This window comes from Salmonella sp. A1325 (assembly GCF_056991255.1).
The window spans coordinates 396,822-411,553 of sequence record NZ_JAMLWO010000002.1 but is presented as its reverse complement, the minus strand read 5'-3'; the positions used below and the strand labels follow the sequence as shown (position 1 = coordinate 411,553).

At 52.7% G+C, this 14,732-nt stretch carries 18 protein-coding genes; 7 read left to right on the top strand and 11 right to left on the bottom strand.

The genetic code is table 11. The annotated features are described in order from the left end of the window. Positions 1 to 25: 25 nt before the first annotated feature. From NAZ64_RS05910 to mutY, 4 genes are all read right to left on the bottom strand, one after another. Positions 26 to 1,282: a nucleoside permease gene (locus NAZ64_RS05910; protein ID WP_483640885.1), complete on the bottom strand. Its 1,257-nt coding sequence runs from the start codon at positions 1,280 to 1,282 to the stop codon at positions 26 to 28. Positions 1,283 to 1,498: 216 nt separating this feature from the next. Next, positions 1,499 to 2,584 (bottom strand): membrane-bound lytic murein transglycosylase MltC, encoded by a 1,086-nt coding sequence (gene mltC, locus NAZ64_RS05905; protein ID WP_000976289.1) that lies wholly within the window; start codon positions 2,582 to 2,584, stop codon positions 1,499 to 1,501. 112 nt (positions 2,585 to 2,696) lie between these two features. Beyond that, positions 2,697 to 2,972, bottom strand: a complete 276-nt coding sequence (locus NAZ64_RS05900; RefSeq protein ID WP_000091706.1) for an oxidative damage protection protein — start codon at positions 2,970 to 2,972, stop codon at positions 2,697 to 2,699. A 27-nt stretch (positions 2,973 to 2,999) separates the two neighbouring features. Next, a complete protein-coding gene (gene mutY / locus NAZ64_RS05895; RefSeq protein WP_001148959.1) occupies positions 3,000 to 4,052 on the bottom strand; it encodes an A/G-specific adenine glycosylase in 1,053 nt (350 codons plus the stop codon). Between the two features lie 154 nt (positions 4,053 to 4,206). Between mutY and trmB the strand changes: the two genes are divergently transcribed. From trmB to NAZ64_RS05870, 5 genes are all read left to right on the top strand, one after another. After that, positions 4,207 to 4,926: a tRNA (guanosine(46)-N7)-methyltransferase TrmB gene (gene trmB / locus NAZ64_RS05890; RefSeq protein WP_000786890.1), complete on the top strand. Its 720-nt coding sequence runs from the start codon at positions 4,207 to 4,209 to the stop codon at positions 4,924 to 4,926. Next, on the top strand, positions 4,926 to 5,252 hold the full coding sequence (locus tag NAZ64_RS05885; protein ID WP_001107574.1) for a YggL family protein: 327 nt from the start codon (positions 4,926 to 4,928) through the stop codon (positions 5,250 to 5,252). The genes trmB and NAZ64_RS05885 overlap by 1 nt, the downstream gene beginning before the upstream one ends. Before the next feature lie 49 nt (positions 5,253 to 5,301). Then, positions 5,302 to 6,021 (top strand): YggN family protein, encoded by a 720-nt coding sequence (locus NAZ64_RS05880; RefSeq protein ID WP_000984835.1) that lies wholly within the window; start codon positions 5,302 to 5,304, stop codon positions 6,019 to 6,021. 188 nt (positions 6,022 to 6,209) lie between these two features. After that, on the top strand, positions 6,210 to 7,256 hold the full coding sequence (gene ansB / locus NAZ64_RS05875; protein ID WP_000394189.1) for an L-asparaginase 2: 1,047 nt from the start codon (positions 6,210 to 6,212) through the stop codon (positions 7,254 to 7,256). A 132-nt stretch (positions 7,257 to 7,388) separates the two neighbouring features. After that, entirely contained in the window at positions 7,389 to 8,396 is a 1,008-nt protein-coding gene (locus tag NAZ64_RS05870; protein WP_220569630.1) for a DUF1202 domain-containing protein, read from the top strand. Positions 8,397 to 8,486: 90 nt separating this feature from the next. Here NAZ64_RS05870 and hemW read toward each other — a convergent pair whose 3' ends face one another. The 5 genes from hemW to NAZ64_RS05845 are packed head-to-tail and all read right to left on the bottom strand — an operon-like array spanning position 8,487 to position 11,793. Beyond that, positions 8,487 to 9,623 carry a radical SAM family heme chaperone HemW gene (hemW, locus tag NAZ64_RS05865; RefSeq protein WP_220569631.1) on the bottom strand — a complete coding sequence of 379 codons (1,137 nt, stop codon included), beginning with the start codon at positions 9,621 to 9,623 and terminating at the stop codon, positions 8,487 to 8,489. Further along, on the bottom strand, positions 9,616 to 10,209 hold the full coding sequence (locus NAZ64_RS05860; RefSeq protein ID WP_023195148.1) for an XTP/dITP diphosphatase: 594 nt from the start codon (positions 10,207 to 10,209) through the stop codon (positions 9,616 to 9,618). The genes hemW and NAZ64_RS05860 overlap by 8 nt, the downstream gene beginning before the upstream one ends. Positions 10,210 to 10,216: 7 nt before the next feature. After that, positions 10,217 to 10,507 (bottom strand): DUF167 family protein YggU, encoded by a 291-nt coding sequence (yggU, locus tag NAZ64_RS05855; RefSeq protein WP_001277203.1) that lies wholly within the window; start codon positions 10,505 to 10,507, stop codon positions 10,217 to 10,219. Then, entirely contained in the window at positions 10,504 to 11,070 is a 567-nt protein-coding gene (locus tag NAZ64_RS05850) for a YggT family protein (protein ID WP_001094848.1), read from the bottom strand. The genes yggU and NAZ64_RS05850 overlap by 4 nt, the downstream gene beginning before the upstream one ends. Before the next feature lie 18 nt (positions 11,071 to 11,088). Further along, positions 11,089 to 11,793, bottom strand: a complete 705-nt coding sequence (locus tag NAZ64_RS05845) for a YggS family pyridoxal phosphate-dependent enzyme (RefSeq protein ID WP_000997812.1) — start codon at positions 11,791 to 11,793, stop codon at positions 11,089 to 11,091. Between the two features lie 17 nt (positions 11,794 to 11,810). Between NAZ64_RS05845 and NAZ64_RS05840 the strand changes: the two genes are divergently transcribed. Beyond that, entirely contained in the window at positions 11,811 to 12,791 is a 981-nt protein-coding gene (locus tag NAZ64_RS05840) for a type IV pilus twitching motility protein PilT (RefSeq protein WP_001055647.1), read from the top strand. 131 nt (positions 12,792 to 12,922) lie between these two features. Continuing rightward, positions 12,923 to 13,609: an IclR family transcriptional regulator gene (locus tag NAZ64_RS05835; RefSeq protein ID WP_023220837.1), complete on the top strand. Its 687-nt coding sequence runs from the start codon at positions 12,923 to 12,925 to the stop codon at positions 13,607 to 13,609. 46 nt (positions 13,610 to 13,655) lie between these two features. Here the strand turns inward: NAZ64_RS05835 and ruvX are convergent, their stop codons facing one another. Together ruvX and NAZ64_RS05825 are read right to left on the bottom strand one after the other, a co-directional pair. Beyond that, on the bottom strand, positions 13,656 to 14,072 hold the full coding sequence (gene ruvX / locus NAZ64_RS05830; protein ID WP_001285491.1) for a Holliday junction resolvase RuvX: 417 nt from the start codon (positions 14,070 to 14,072) through the stop codon (positions 13,656 to 13,658). Then, positions 14,072 to 14,635: a YqgE/AlgH family protein gene (locus NAZ64_RS05825; protein ID WP_001053171.1), complete on the bottom strand. Its 564-nt coding sequence runs from the start codon at positions 14,633 to 14,635 to the stop codon at positions 14,072 to 14,074. Before NAZ64_RS05825 ends, ruvX begins: the two co-directional genes overlap by 1 nt. Positions 14,636 to 14,732: the final 97 nt, after the last annotated feature.

The window sequence follows — 14,732 nt, the reverse complement described above, 5'->3', positions numbered from 1 at the left end:
TCCGGCCTGCGAAACAGGGCAAGGATTAATGTGCAACGGGTTGCGAACCTGCCGGAACGCGAACGTGTTTGTATTTGAACAAGGCTACGAACGCGAAGGCCAGCACCAGCGAGTAGCCTGCGAAGATGAGCCACACGGTCTGCCAGTCGGTAATGCCGTTTTGAGAGTAATACTCCACCACTTTACCGCTCACAATGCCGCCCAGGATACAGCCGAAGCCGTTGGTCATCATCAGGAACATTCCCTGCGCGCTGGCGCGGATTTCCGGGCGTACTTCTTTTTCGACAAACACCGAGCCAGAAATGTTGAAGAAATCGAAGGCGCAGCCGTACACAATCATCGACAGTACCAGCAGAACGGTACCGAACGGCGTCGGGTCGCCATAAGCGAACAGGCCGAAACGCAGCATCCACGCCACAATACTGATAAGCATAACGTTCTTAATACCATAACGGCTCAGGAAGAACGGAATGGTCAGGATGAATAACGTTTCAGAAATCTGCGAAATCGACATCATCACCGAGGCGTGCTGCACGATAAAGCTACTGGCGAATAGCGGATCTTTATCAAAGCTATGCAGGAAGGTGTTGCCAAACATGTTGGTGATCTGCAGTTCCGCGCCCAGCATCATGGAGAAGATGAAGAAAATCGCCATCCGCTTATTTTTAAACAGCGCAAAAGCGTCAAGGCCCAGCATTGATGTCCAGCTCTGGTTTTTCTGTTGGTTCGCCACCGGAATGTGCGGCAGGGTAAAGGTAAACAGTACCAGCAGAACGGAAAGCGTCGCGCCGATATAAAGCTGCATATGGCTCAGCTCGAAACCGGAGAAACTCACGCCCCACATCGCCAGAATAAAGCCAATGGTGCCCCAGATACGGATAGGCGGGAAGTCAGTCACAATATCCATGCCGGCAGACTGCAGGCGGTAATACGATATGGTATTGATCAAGCCCAACGTCGGCATATAGGCCAACGAGTTAAGCAGGATCACAAAGAACATCGCCCCAGGCGTAGTGACTTCCGCGGCCATGAATAGCGTGATGGCGCCGACGACATGACACAGGGCATAGACCCATTTCGCGCTCAGCCATTTGTCAGCCACAATGCCTAGCAAGGTCGGCATAAAGACGGCGGCAATCCCCAGTGAACTATAAACTGCGCCAATAGATGCGCCGTCAAATTTTAAGGTGACGAACATATACGAGCCCAGGGTAGTGAGCCAGCTTCCCCACAGACAGAACTGCAGAAAAGAGAGTATTTTAAGCTGCAGCTTAAGATTCATGTTAATTTCCTCACACCTGAGAGCGGATGAATGTTTTAAAAGGCACATTTGCCGTTGTGATTTGGTGTGATTCTACCAATGAGAGGCGGGCTTTTTTTGTTACCTGTGACAAATATTTGCAAACAATTTCTGATTGCAAAGCAAAAGGGTGACGGAGTTAACACTTTTGCCTTTCCCGCCTCTGTCATTTGCTGGCCAGAGGCGGGATGCGATGGTTTATCGGCGGCGATACGATCGCTGGGCGGAATTCACCTTATACAGATAGCGGCGCGACTCCGCAGATGGATGTCGGGTGGTTAATATCTGGTACACATCCCCCGGCGACATGCGGTTAATCATATTCGCGGCCTGAATCTTATCGTTCGAGAATACGCGTAATACGCTGCCTGCGCCGCCATTGTAGGCGGTAATGACCGCATAGCGCCGCGACGTCGGATTCTCAATACCGCTCAGATAGACATTATTCAACATTGCCAGATACGCTGTGCCGGTATCGATATTGCTGGCGGGGTCGAACAGGAAGTTACGGCTTGGCGTGCCGGACTTACCCTGAGAACGGAAAACATCTTTCCCGGCGCTGTGTTGCACCACCTGCATCAGGCCCAGCGCATCCGCGTGGCTGACCGCATACGGGTTAAACGAGGACTCCGTTTGCATAATCGCCAGAATCAGCGACTCGTCAACGCCGTATTTACGGGAGGCCTGGCGTACCATGCCAATATATTTATGCGCGCGTTTATCAAGGTGGTTCGGCACCAGATTAATGGTGACGCTGTAAATAATACGCAGGCCGTTACTGCGGCTTTTGAGCCGCGTTTTCAGCAAGTAATCCGCGAATGTCGTGGCGCGGCCTTCCCAGCGAATAGGCTGGCCGGTATTGTCGAGGACCTGACCATACAGGAAGGGTTCTTTAGAAATTTTTATGTCATCGACATCGGAGTAAAGATCGACGGAGGTTGGGTCGTCACCCATGAGCAACGTTTTAATAATGGCCCGGCGCAGATGTGCGGTAGGTTCCGTCCCGGCGATGGTTTCAACGGTAATGGTCCCATCATCAAAGTTGATGTGGCTGCGGGTCTGGAACTGATCGGTATATTTGACGTAGTCTTTCGGCCCGGCGATCAGGACTTCCTTATATCCCCACAGATTTTCAATATTGTTGGCAAATTGCCCCATCAAAATATCAAAGCCGTTGGTATCCTTGACCCAGGCTTCATTATACGTCTCGCCTTTTTTGGTCGAACTGGAGCAGGAGATGAGCAACGGCGCAATAACAGCAAGCGCGAGTAATTTTTTCATCATTCCGGGAGTGCATGTTGTGTTGTCGTTATGCCATGTTGCCGGGCAGCGGCGCTAAGGGCTTATCCGGCATAACTCACAGGCCGAATAAGCGCAGCTTCATTCAGCAACGGGCCTATTTTTTATCTTCTGGCGTATAACCTTCGATATGAACGTCTTTGCCTTCGAACAGGAAGCTCACCATCTCCTGTTCCAGCAGCTTACGGTGCTCGGCGTTCATCATGTTGAGCTTTTTCTCGTTAATCAACATGGTCTGCTTATGCTGCCACTGCGCCCACGCGTCCTTAGAGATCTCGTTATAGATACGTTTTCCCAGTTCGCCAGGGTAGAGCTGAAAATCTTGCCCTTCAGCGTCGCGTTGCAGGTAAGTACAAAAAATCGTTCTGCTCATAAGTCATCCTCTTCATCGACCGGGGCGTTAAACTGGCGCTCCGGTACGTAACTGCTGTAACAAGCGCTCCACGGGGGCCGCCAGTCCGACTGACGGCGGTTGCGCTAAGTTATACCAGAGCGCGCTGCCTTCATCCATGCAGGCGTCCAGTGACGACACGGGAAGCCACATAGGCACAATATCCAGGTGGAAATGGCTAAATGTGTGGCGAAACGCGTTAAGCTGGGTCAAATTATCAGCGTTAACATGCCGTTGCGCCAGCCATTCACGTAATTCATCTTCGCTGGCGAACTGCGGGAAGCAGTAGAGTCCGCCCCATAAACCGCTGGGAGGGCGCTGCGCCAGGAAAATCTCCTGATTATGCTGTAACAATAAAAAGTAACCCGTCCGCTCCGGCAACGTCTGTTTCGGTTTCTTGCCCGGATAGCGTGACCAGCTTTCATGCGCAGCGGCGATACAACCGTTTTGCAGCGGACACAGGGTGCACTTTGGCTTTGAACGCGTACAAACCATCGCGCCCAGATCCATCATCGCCTGATTAAAACGCTCCACGCCGCGTGCGGGCGTCACTTGCTCGCTCAACGTCCACAGCGTATTCTCCACCTCTTTTTTTCCAGGCCAGCCGCTAACAGCATAACAGCGAGCCAGCACACGTTTAACGTTTCCATCAAGAATCGGATAATGTTTACCTAACGCGAGGGAGAGAATTGCGCCGGCGGTTGAACGCCCGACGCCGGGTAGCGCGGCGATTTCGGCAAAAGTTTGCGGGAATTCTCCACCGTGAAGCGTCGCCACCTGTTGCGCCGCTTTATGCAAATTACGCGCGCGGGCGTAATAGCCGAGCCCGGTCCATAAATGGAGCACTTCATCCAGCGGCGCATTCGCTAAATCCGTTACCGTCGGAAAGCGCGCCATAAATCGCTCAAAGTAAGGAATCACCGTCGTCACCTGCGTTTGTTGCAACATGACTTCCGAGAGCCATACTTTGTAAGGCGTCTTGTTAATTTGCCAGGGCAGCGTTTTCCGCCCGTATTTGTCGTACCAGTCCAGAACCTGGGCTGAAAATTGAGACGCTTGCATGGAAACTCATTCATTATTGCCGGGGGCAAGATTGCAGCACAGAGGCCGCAGGGTGTAAACCGGAACTTTCCGCAGTGCGCTTCATGCTTGCATCCGGCAACTAACTTTGGATAATGCCCGTTTTCAGAACTCAAACACAGCAGACTACACTTTTATGAAAAACGACGTCATTTCACCGGAATTTGATGAAAACGGTCGCCCGCTGCGCCGTATTCGTAGTTTTGTTCGTCGCCAGGGGCGACTGACAAAGGGGCAAGAACACGCGCTGGAAAACTACTGGCCGGTGATGGGCGTCGAGTTCAGCGAAGCGCCGGTAGATTTCGCCACGTTGTTTGGTCGCGAAGCGCCGGTGACGCTGGAGATTGGTTTTGGCATGGGGGCGTCTCTCGTGGCGATGGCGAAAGCGCGCCCGGAGCAGAATTTCCTCGGTATTGAAGTGCATTCGCCCGGCGTCGGCGCGTGTCTGGCGTCCGCTCATGAAGAGGGCGTTGAAAACCTGCGCGTCATGTGCCACGACGCGGTAGAAGTGTTGCATAAAATGATTCCTGACAATTCTTTATCGATGGTTCAGCTCTTTTTCCCTGACCCGTGGCATAAAGCGCGTCATAATAAACGCCGTATCGTTCAGGTGCCGTTTGCTGAACTGGTATTGAGCAAGCTGAAATTGGGCGGCGTTTTCCATATGGCGACCGACTGGGAAGCGTATGCGGAACACATGCTTGAAGTCATGTCTTCTATCGACGGGTACAAAAATCTGTCAGAGAGCAATGATTATGTACCGCGCCCGGAATCGCGCCCGGTAACGAAATTTGAACAACGTGGCCATCGTCTTGGTCATGGCGTATGGGACTTAATGTTCGAGAGGGTGAAATAATGGCAAAGAACCGTAGTCGTCGTCTGCGTAAAAAAATGCACATTGACGAATTCCAGGAATTAGGATTTTCGGTGGCATGGCGTTTTCCGGAAGGTACATCTGAAGAGCAGGTCGATAAGACTGTCGATGACTTTATTAATGACGTTATTGAGCCCAATAAACTGGCGTTTGACGGCAGCGGCTACCTGGCCTGGGAAGGGCTGATTTGTATGCAGGAAATCGGTAAATGTACCGAAGAACATCAGGCGATTGTGCGTAAGTGGCTGGAAGCGCGCAACCTTGAAGAAGTCCGAACCAGCGAACTTTTCGACGTTTGGTGGGACTAATGAGTACAGGGTCGGCAAATGCCGGCCCGCTTTGTCTTGAGGGAAAGTTATGATGCGCAAAACGCTGCTGGCGGCAGTGCTAACGTTGACGGCGATGGCCGCTCATGCAGATTACAAATGCAGTGTCACGCCGCGTGACGATGTGATCCTGAGTCCACAAACGGTGCAGGTGAAAGGTGAAAACGGCAACCTGGTGATCACGCCGGACGGCAATGTGATGTACAACGGTAAGCAGTACACCCTTAGCGCCGCGCAGCGCGAGCAGGCGAAAGATTACCAGGCGGAACTGCGAAGCGCGCTGCCGTGGATTGATGAGGGCGCCCGATCGCGCGTCGAAAAAGGCCGCGTGGCGCTGGATAAAATCATCGCTAAAGAGGTGGGCGAAAGCAGCAACATGCGTAGCCGTCTGACGAAGCTTGATGCGCAATTAAAAGCGCAAATGAACCGTATTATCGAACATCGTACGGACGGCCTGACGTTCCACTATAAGGCTATCGACCAGGTGCGTGCCGACGGTCAGCAGTTGGTGAATCAGGCGATGGGCGGTATTTTGCAGGACAGCATTAACGAAATGGGCGCCAAAGCGGTGCTTAAAGGCGGCGGCAATCCTTTACAGGGCGTGATGGGCAGCCTCGGTGGTTTGCAAACCGCTATCCAGAACGAATGGAAAAATCAGGAGAAAGATTTCCAGCAGTTTGGCAAAGATGTCTGTAGCCGCGTAGTAACCTTAGAAGATAGCCGCAAAGCGCTGGTTGGCAGCCTGAAGTAATCTTTCCTTTTTAAACAATGGTGTAGATCGTATCTGCGCCTTTTTATTCTGTTTTTTCCTGCATTTTGTTATCCATCTCTAAAAAATACTCTCTGTTGGATATATATCGCTGGTTAATCGTATGACATCACATTATTCGTCTGCAATATAGGGATAATGCGACCAGTTGACATAACTGGAGATATAACATGGAGTTTTTCAGGAAAACGGCATTAGCTGCTCTGGTAATGGGTTTCAGCGGCGCAGCGTTCGCTTTACCGAATATCACCATCTTAGCGACCGGCGGAACGATCGCTGGTGGCGGTGATTCAGCAACAAAATCAAATTATACGGCAGGTAAAGTTGGCGTCGAAAATCTGGTGGATGCCGTTCCTCAATTGAAGGACATTGCGGTAGTGAAAGGCGAGCAGGTCGTTAACATTGGCTCGCAGGATATGAACGATGAAGTCTGGCTCACGCTGGCGAAAAAAATCAATACCGAGTGCGACAGCACCGACGGTTTCGTGATCACCCACGGTACTGATACGATGGAAGAAACCGCTTATTTCCTCGATCTGACCGTGAAATGCAATAAACCGGTGGTACTGGTCGGCGCGATGCGTCCTTCCACGTCAATGAGCGCAGATGGCCCGTTCAACCTCTATAATGCGGTAGTAACAGCGGCTGATAAACAGTCTGCCAATCGCGGCGTGCTGGTGGTAATGAATGATACCGTGATGGACGGACGCGACGTCACTAAGACCAATACGACTGACGTGGCGACGTTTAAAGCGGTTAACTACGGCCCGCTGGGTTATATCCACAACGGTAAAATTGACTACCAGCGTACGCCAGAGCGTAAACATACCACCTCCACCCCGTTCGACGTGTCGAAGCTGACCGCGTTGCCGAAAGTCGGTATCGTTTATAACTATGCGAATGCGTCCGATCTGCCGGCAAAAGCGCTGGTAGACGCGGGTTATGACGGGATCGTGAGCGCAGGCGTGGGTAACGGCAACCTGTATAAAACGGTCTTTGATACCCTGGCGACCGCCGCGCACAACGGTACGGTAGTGGTGCGTTCTTCACGTGTGCCGACTGGCGCAACCACGCAGGATGCGGAAGTTGACGATGCAAAATACGGCTTTGTCGCTTCCGGCACGCTGAACCCGCAAAAAGCGCGTGTCTTACTGCAACTGGCGTTAACCCAGACTAAAGATCCAAAACAGATCCAGACGATGTTCAATCAGTATTAAAGAGAATGCCCCGGTCGGAAGGCCGGGGCCATCTTTGGAAGACCTCTCGCACAACCAACACTATTATCTTGCTAATTATCATCCTGGTTATGATAATCGTGGGCGTCATGTCTCTGGACGGGAGGTCCACAAGTGGTTCGACAATGGATTGCTGGCGCAGTGCTATTTGCCCTGATTTCAGGCTATAGTTGGGCAGAGGTTGCTCAACCCTCCGATAACATCTTAAAAGAACAGTTTAGTAAGCAGTACCACGGCATACTTAAACTGGATTCCATTACCTTAAAAAATCTTGATTCGACGGGCAATCAGGCCACCTGGTCTGCCGAAGGGGATATTTCTTCCCGTGAAGATATGTATACCGGCGTTGGTATGGCGGCGGATTATTATTTTGTTGAAAAAACCTGGACCAAAGATCGTCCCGTTAAATTTTCTGCCATGTTAACCAGTAAAGGGACGCCAACCTCTGGCTGGACGGTGAGCTATTACTCATTACAAATGGCAGCCAGCGATCAGGGCCGGGCTATTGACGACATTAAAACGAATGATAAATACCTGATCGTCAACAGTGATGACTTTAACTATCGGTTTGGCAACATTGAAGCCTCCTGGCGTGCGCAGAAAGCGTCGATCCCCGGTCTTGAAGAACAACTCTCTGCCCTGGATAAGAAAATAGCGGTAGCTAAAAAAGAAGCGGACGCATATTGGGGAAAAGGCGCTGATGGGAAACCGTTGACCCGCGCCGAGGCGTTTAAAAAGACGTTAAAAGAGCGCGATGATTATGTAAAAGCCAACGATAGCAGCGTATATGCCGAGAAATACGAAAAAGAGGTCTATCAACCGGCATTAGACGCGTGCCGTAAGCAGAGTGAGCCGTGCAATGAAGCGGCTATTCAGCAGAAAAGAGATTTAGACATACACGAGCAACGGCGGCAGGTATTTTTGAAAGCAGAAGAGCTGCGTCGAAAAGCGCAGAATGACTGGATAACGTTAGAGAAAGGACAATATCCGCTGAATATAGCGGTACAAAAACTTCAGATGCAACAGAGTGATATCCGTGTGAAAATTATGGATATTAATGACGGTTACGAGCGCTGGAAAAAAGATACGGACGATTTGCGTCGTAAAGGGGTTATTAAATAATGCGCTTGCCGGCGGCGCATTAACCGCCACAGGTCGGTAAGCGTCGCGCCATCAGGTATTTTACCCGCTGGCGCGACAGGCTTATCCTTGTTATTCCGCGAGAAACAACTCAAGAAGAGAGTTTAAAAACAGTTTACCGTGACGGGTAATCTGCCAGTATTGCTCGCATTCGGTCAGGTAGCCCTGGGCAATAGCCTCGTCGATTGGCTGACGAATAACCGCTTCCGTAAGCCCGGTATAGGCGACAAATTCGGCGCGAGGCGCGCGCTCCAGCAACCGAAAACGATTCATAAAGAACTCAAAGGGTTTATCGTCATCACTCACGTCACGCTGGCTTTCCAGGTAACGTCCCTGCATATAACCGCGTGGGTGACGGGTTTTGGTGGTGCGCAGGAGCTTGCCGCCCGGGAAGGTGACTTTACCGTGGGCGCCGCAGCCAATACCCAGATAGTCGCCAAAGCGCCAGTAGTTCAGATTATGCTGGCACTGATAACCGGGTTTGGCATAGGCCGACGTTTCGTATTGCTGATAGCCCGCGGCGGTTAATAACTGGTGGCCCTGCTCAAAGATATCCCACAGAGCGTCATCGTCCGGTAAAACCGGCGGACGCGAACCGAACAGAGTGTTGGGTTCAATCGTCAATTGATACCATGAGAGATGCGGCGGATTAAGCGCAATCGCCTGTCGCAAATCATTCAGCGCCTCTTCCAGCGTTTGATCCGGCAATCCATGCATCAAGTCGAGGTTAAAGCTGCGTAGCCCAAGCCCATTTGCCAGTCTTGCTGCCCGCATCGCCTCTTGTGGACCGTGAATACGGCCAAGACGTTTCAGCTTAGGCTCACTAAAGCTCTGCACGCCAATGGAGATCCGGTTTACGCCGGCGCGCTGATAGTCGATGAAGCGGTCGGCTTCGACCGTGCCGGGGTTCGCTTCCATGGTAATTTCCGCATCCGCCGCCAGATTCAGGCGCGCACGCACGCCGTCCAGCAGCGTTTGCATCGCCGGCCCGGAAAGCAGGCTTGGCGTACCGCCGCCAATAAAAATGGTCTTTACTTCACGCCCTTGCGCCCAGGCGACATCGGCGTCCAGATCGCTTAACAGATGCTGGACGTAGTCGTCATGCGGCACCTCGCCCTTCAACGCATGGGAATTGAAGTCGCAATATGGACATTTTTGTACACACCAGGGAATATGAATATAAAGACTGAGCGGCGGTAGTTTAGCCATTGCGTAACGCATCCAGCAGCAGCTTGAGCGCTTGTCCACGGTGGGAAATCGCGCTTTTTTCTTCACGGGTCAGTTCTGCGGCGGTTTTGCCTTCAGACGGTACGAAGAAAATGGGATCATAGCCAAATCCGCCATTTCCGACCGCCTGGCGAGTAATGACGCCAGGCCAGCTACCGTGACAGACTATCGGTGTGGGATCTTCGGCATGACGCAAATAAACCAGTACACAATGGAATCGCGCCTGACGTTTGTCGTCCGGAACATCCCGTAGAGTATGCAGCAGTTTTTCCAGATTTTGCTGATCTGTCGCGTTTTCGCCAGAATAGCGCGCGGAATAGATACCCGGCGCGCCGCCTAAAACGTCAACGGCCAGACCGGAGTCATCGGCAATGGCGGGCAGACCGGTCATTTTAGCGGCATGGCGCGCTTTGAGAATCGCGTTTTCAATAAACGTCAGGCCGGTTTCTTCCGCGGAGTCAACGCCCAGTTCCGTTTGTGCTACCACATCAAGCCCAAAATCGCTTAACAGCGACGCGAGCTCGCGCACTTTACCGGCGTTGCCGGTTGCGAGAACAACTTTTTGCATGGAATACCTACTCAGTTAACGCCGCAATTTCCGGCGGGATCTGTTGCGGGTGAATAATTTTTACCTGTTTGTGACGGCCCAGCTCGCCTTTTTCGATGACGATCTGACTTTTCGCCACGCGAAACTGTTTACCGAGAAACTTGATCAGATGGCTGTTTGCCTGACCGTCAACCGGCGGGGCAGTAATGGCGACTTTCACCTCGTCGCCATGTAAGCCCACAATACTGTCGCGGCTGGCTTTCGGCTGAATATAAAGCCGTAACACCAGACCGTCTTCGCAGCGAGTCACAGCACTCATAGCGCCATCCACAGCCCCGGCAGCAACATGTTGCCTGTCGCTTGTAAGACTTCAGCGATCCCCATATTAACGACATACAGCAGCAGCACCAGAACCATCGGCGAGAAGTCGATGCCGCCCATCGCAGGCAGTATACGGCGAATCGGGCTGAGCAGCGGCTCGGCAAGCTGAATCAATACATATTCAATCGGGCTACGACCCTGGCTCACCCAGCTCATGATAGCCATGACCAGCAGCACCCAGAAGATCAGCAGGCCGATTGTTTTAAGCAAGATAAGCACCGCGGCAATCCAGATAATCGCCTGAAACGTAATTACCTTAAACAGCACTATCGCCTTAATAACGCTAAGAATAAACGCCACCAGCAGGGAAGCGCTGTCAATCGGCCCCATTGGCGGGATAATACGACGCAGCGGTCCGATGATGGGCTGCGTAATTTTCACCACGAACTGGGAGAAAGGGTTGTAAAAGTCACAGCGGGCCCACTGCATCCACACGCGCAATAATAGCACCATGGTATACAGCTCAATTACCGTTGAGAGCAGGAAGGTCAACGTATTCATGGCGTTCCTCAGTTTTCCTTAATTTTTTGTGTAATCACGAGCACCAAAGATAGCGGTGCCGATGCGCACCATTGTGCTACCTGCCGCAATCGCGGCTTCCATATCGTCGCTCATACCCAGAGATAGGGTATCAACGTCAGGGTAGCGCGCTTTCAGCCCGGCAAATGCTACAGCCATTTGACGTGCGACTTCAAACTGCCTTACATAATCTGACTCTGGCGCCGGGATCGCCATCAGTCCGCGAAGCCGCAGACGCGGCAGTGTAGCCACCGCAGCGGCCAGCTCATCCAGTTCCGCCAGCGGAATGCCTGATTTGCTGTTTTCATCGCTGATATTAATTTGGATCAGAACATTTAGCGCCGGCAGATTATCCGGGCGCTGTTCGCTCAGACGCGAGGCGATACGCAGGCGATCGATGGTATGACACCAGTCAAAATGCTCGGCCACCAGCCGACTTTTGTTGGACTGTAAAGGGCCAATAAAGTGCCAGTGCAGGCCTTCCACTTTCGCTTCCTGAAAGTGGCGGATTTTTTCCACCCCCTCTTGTACATAATTTTCACCAAATGCCCGTTGTCCGGCGGCAATGGCTTCTGCGATGTCGCTCGCAGGTTTGGTTTTACTCACTGCAAGCAACGTAACTTCTTCTGAAGAGCGGCCGCAACGCGTCGCCGCGGCGGAGATTTTGTCCCGGATGTATGCCAGGTTATGCGCGATATCGTTCATTTTCCGAGGATGTTTATATGAATATGGAAGAAATTGTGACGCTTAGTGTAAAGCATAACGTCTCGGATCTACACCTGTGTAACGCCTGGCCTGCGCGATGGCGCAAACAAGGACGCATGGAGAACGCGCCTTTTACCGCGCCTGATGTCGACAGGCTTCTGCTTGATTGGCTTAATGATGCGCAACAATATCAGTGGCGAACGCACGGCCAGCTTGATTTCGCCGTCTCGCTGTCTGGCACGCGGCGCCTGCGCGCCAGTGCGTTCACACATCAACAGGGAACGTCGCTGGCGCTACGGCTATTGCCCGAGCGTTGTCCTGATCTGGCGGAAATCCAGACGCCGCCGATAGTACCCGCACTGCTTGCCAGCGAGAACGGACTGATTCTGGTCACTGGCGCTACTGGCTGCGGGAAATCCACCACGCTGGCGGCGATGGTGGGATATCTTAATCAACATGCCGATAAACACATCCTGACGCTGGAAGATCCTATTGAGTACCGTTACACCAGCAAGCGTTGCCTGATACAGCAGCGGGAAATCGGCCAGCATTGCGCCACTTTTGCCGCCGGGCTGCGCGCGGCGTTACGTGAAGATCCCGATGTCATTTTGCTGGGAGAGCTGCGTGACAGCGAGACCATTCGCCTAGCGCTGACGGCGGCGGAAACGGGGCATCTGGTACTGGCAACCCTGCATACTCGCGGTGCGGCGCAGGCGGTGGAAAGATTAGTGGATAGTTTTCCGGCGCAGGAAAAAGAACCGGTACGCAGCCAACTGGCGGGTAGTCTGCGCGCTGTACTATCACAAAAACTGGAGGTCGACAGGCAGGATGGGCGCGTGGCGTTGTTTGAATTACTGATTAATACGCCAGCCACAGGGAATTTGATCCGTGAAGGCAAACTCCATCAGTTGGCCCACGTGATACAAACCGGGCAGCAGCAGGGGATGATGACATTCGCCCAGAGCGCGCAATGGCGTCAGGCGCAGGGACGACTGTAGCGAAGATGGCGGCGTAGGGGCGTTGTAAAGTGTTGGCTGGCGCGGTGGATTGAACGGCATGCAGGCTTGTATCCTGGCGAACCGGCGTTAAAATCGCAGCTTTGTTAAAACCACAGCGAAGCCATTTAACGATGTCATCACAACCGAATCAAAGCCTGATAGATGGCATTCGCTGTCTGCAATATCTGGTCTCCAGCGACCGTGCTATCGGATGTCGCGAGCTTGCCCGGTTGATGGATATTAATACTACGCGCGTTAATCGCCTGTTAATGACGATGGCCTCTATTGGACTCACGATGCAGGATGAGCACCGACGCTATTTACCCGGGCCAGGCATTCATGCTTTGGCGGCGCAGGCGATTCGCGGTTCAGCGCTGTTCTCCCATGCGTTGCCTATCCTTGAGCGCCATGCGCCCAGAGACATCGTGGTGGCATTAGGCGTGCTATGGGAAGACCAGATTATCTATATTTATCACTCTACGCCGGGGTCGCAGGGAAGTCAGGCGCTGGCGGGGTTTCGCATGTGCCCGGCCTGGCAGTCGGTACCAGGGGTAGCGTTACTGGCGGCAGAAAGCGATGAGGCGCTAATGCAGCGCTTTACTCCGGAGCAGTGGCGTAATCTGGCGCCGCATGTGGCGCAGCAGCGCCAGCGGGGATACGTGCTGTGGCATCACGCTGATGGTGAAGTTTCTATGGCGCAACCGCTAGGCAAGCACGCCGCAGCGCTGGCCTTTGCGGGAATGTGGCGGATTGATGAGGCGGAGGCGGCTGCGCGTTTACAGGCGTTGAAGGCATTAAACCAGCTTATTGCCCAGTAAGCCTGGCAACCGTGACCGCGTTATCCGCCTGCTGACAAAAACGGCTTTAATACCCCTGTTCAAAATAGCTTTCGAGGATAATCACGGCGGAGGCCGAGTCCACTTTGCCTTTGTTCAGCGCGCGATATCCACCTCGTTCAAACAGACCGGAGCGTGCTTCAACGGTGCTGAGTCGTTCATCGTGCAGCGTGACAGTTACCCCGAAACGCCCATGAATACGGTTGGCGAATTTACGTGCGCGCGCCGTCAGCGGCTGTTCAGTGCCATCCATATTGAGCGGTAGCCCGACAATAATTTCGTCCGGCTGCCACTCTTTCAGCAAACGTTCAATGAGCGTCCAGTCGGGCGTGCCGTCCTGTGCTTTGATTGCCGGAAGCGGACGGGCGGTGCCGGTAATGCGTTGTCCTATTGCAACGCCAATGCTTTTTGTGCCGAAGTCAAAGGCCAGTAAGGTGTCGCTCATCAGGCGTGCCCCGCAACGCCAGGCATGGTCAGAATATCAATGCCAATAAGTTTTGCCGCTTCGCGCCAGCGCTCGGCAATGGGCGTTTTGAACAAAATATTGAGATCGGCGGGCGCGGTAAGCCAGGCGTTATCAAGCAACTCTTGTTCAAGCTGGCCTTTATCCCAGGAGGCGTAGCCCAGCGCGACCAGCACATCGGAAGGCTGTTGTTGGGTACCTAACGTTTCCAGCACATCGCGGGAAGTGGTAATCACGGTATTGTCTGAGATACGAATGCTGGAGGCGAAACGTGACGGCGGAGTATGGAGAATAAATCCGCGATCTTCCGCCAGCGGGCCGCCGAGCATCACGGCTTTATCAAGACGAATTGCCGAATCGCGCGGTTCCGGCGTAATTTTTAGTTTTTCCAGAATCCCTTCAATTTGCAGATTTTCCAAAGGCTTATTAACAATAATCCCCATAGCGCCGTCCTGGTTGTGTTCGCAAATATACACCACGGAACGGCGGAAAATCGGGTCCTGGAGCGCAGGCATGGCAATAAGAAAGTGATGCTGTAAATTCATTGTCAGAGGTTCTGTTTCCTGGTTCAAAAAAACGACAGTGTTCAGTATGTGGGGAAAGCGGACGGTTGTCACTCATATAAGCCGTCTTTTGCCAAAG

Bases quoted from the DNA above. Each gene is read 5' to 3' on its own strand.
- NAZ64_RS05885 (WP_001107574.1), top strand. From the start codon at position 4,926: ATGGCAAAGAACCGTAGTCGTCGTCTGCGTAAAAAAATGCACATTGAC.
- NAZ64_RS05845 (WP_000997812.1), bottom strand. From the start codon at position 11,793: ATGAACGATATCGCGCATAACCTGGCATACATCCGGGACAAAATCTCC.
- NAZ64_RS05860 (WP_023195148.1), bottom strand. From the start codon at position 10,209: ATGCAAAAAGTTGTTCTCGCAACCGGCAACGCCGGTAAAGTGCGCGAG.
- hemW (WP_220569631.1), bottom strand. From the start codon at position 9,623: ATGGCTAAACTACCGCCGCTCAGTCTTTATATTCATATTCCCTGGTGT.
- ruvX (WP_001285491.1), bottom strand. From the start codon at position 14,072: ATGAGCGACACCTTACTGGCCTTTGACTTCGGCACAAAAAGCATTGGC.
- NAZ64_RS05825 (WP_001053171.1), bottom strand. From the start codon at position 14,635: ATGAATTTACAGCATCACTTTCTTATTGCCATGCCTGCGCTCCAGGAC.
- NAZ64_RS05910 (WP_483640885.1), bottom strand. From the start codon at position 1,282: ATGAATCTTAAGCTGCAGCTTAAAATACTCTCTTTTCTGCAGTTCTGT.
- mutY (WP_001148959.1), bottom strand. From the start codon at position 4,052: ATGCAAGCGTCTCAATTTTCAGCCCAGGTTCTGGACTGGTACGACAAA.
- NAZ64_RS05900 (WP_000091706.1), bottom strand. From the start codon at position 2,972: ATGAGCAGAACGATTTTTTGTACTTACCTGCAACGCGACGCTGAAGGG.
- ansB (WP_000394189.1), top strand. From the start codon at position 6,210: ATGGAGTTTTTCAGGAAAACGGCATTAGCTGCTCTGGTAATGGGTTTC.
- yggU (WP_001277203.1), bottom strand. From the start codon at position 10,507: ATGAGTGCTGTGACTCGCTGCGAAGACGGTCTGGTGTTACGGCTTTAT.
- NAZ64_RS05840 (WP_001055647.1), top strand. From the start codon at position 11,811: ATGAATATGGAAGAAATTGTGACGCTTAGTGTAAAGCATAACGTCTCG.
- trmB (WP_000786890.1), top strand. From the start codon at position 4,207: ATGAAAAACGACGTCATTTCACCGGAATTTGATGAAAACGGTCGCCCG.
- NAZ64_RS05850 (WP_001094848.1), bottom strand. From the start codon at position 11,070: ATGAATACGTTGACCTTCCTGCTCTCAACGGTAATTGAGCTGTATACC.
- mltC (WP_000976289.1), bottom strand. From the start codon at position 2,584: ATGATGAAAAAATTACTCGCGCTTGCTGTTATTGCGCCGTTGCTCATC.
- NAZ64_RS05835 (WP_023220837.1), top strand. From the start codon at position 12,923: ATGTCATCACAACCGAATCAAAGCCTGATAGATGGCATTCGCTGTCTG.
- NAZ64_RS05880 (WP_000984835.1), top strand. From the start codon at position 5,302: ATGATGCGCAAAACGCTGCTGGCGGCAGTGCTAACGTTGACGGCGATG.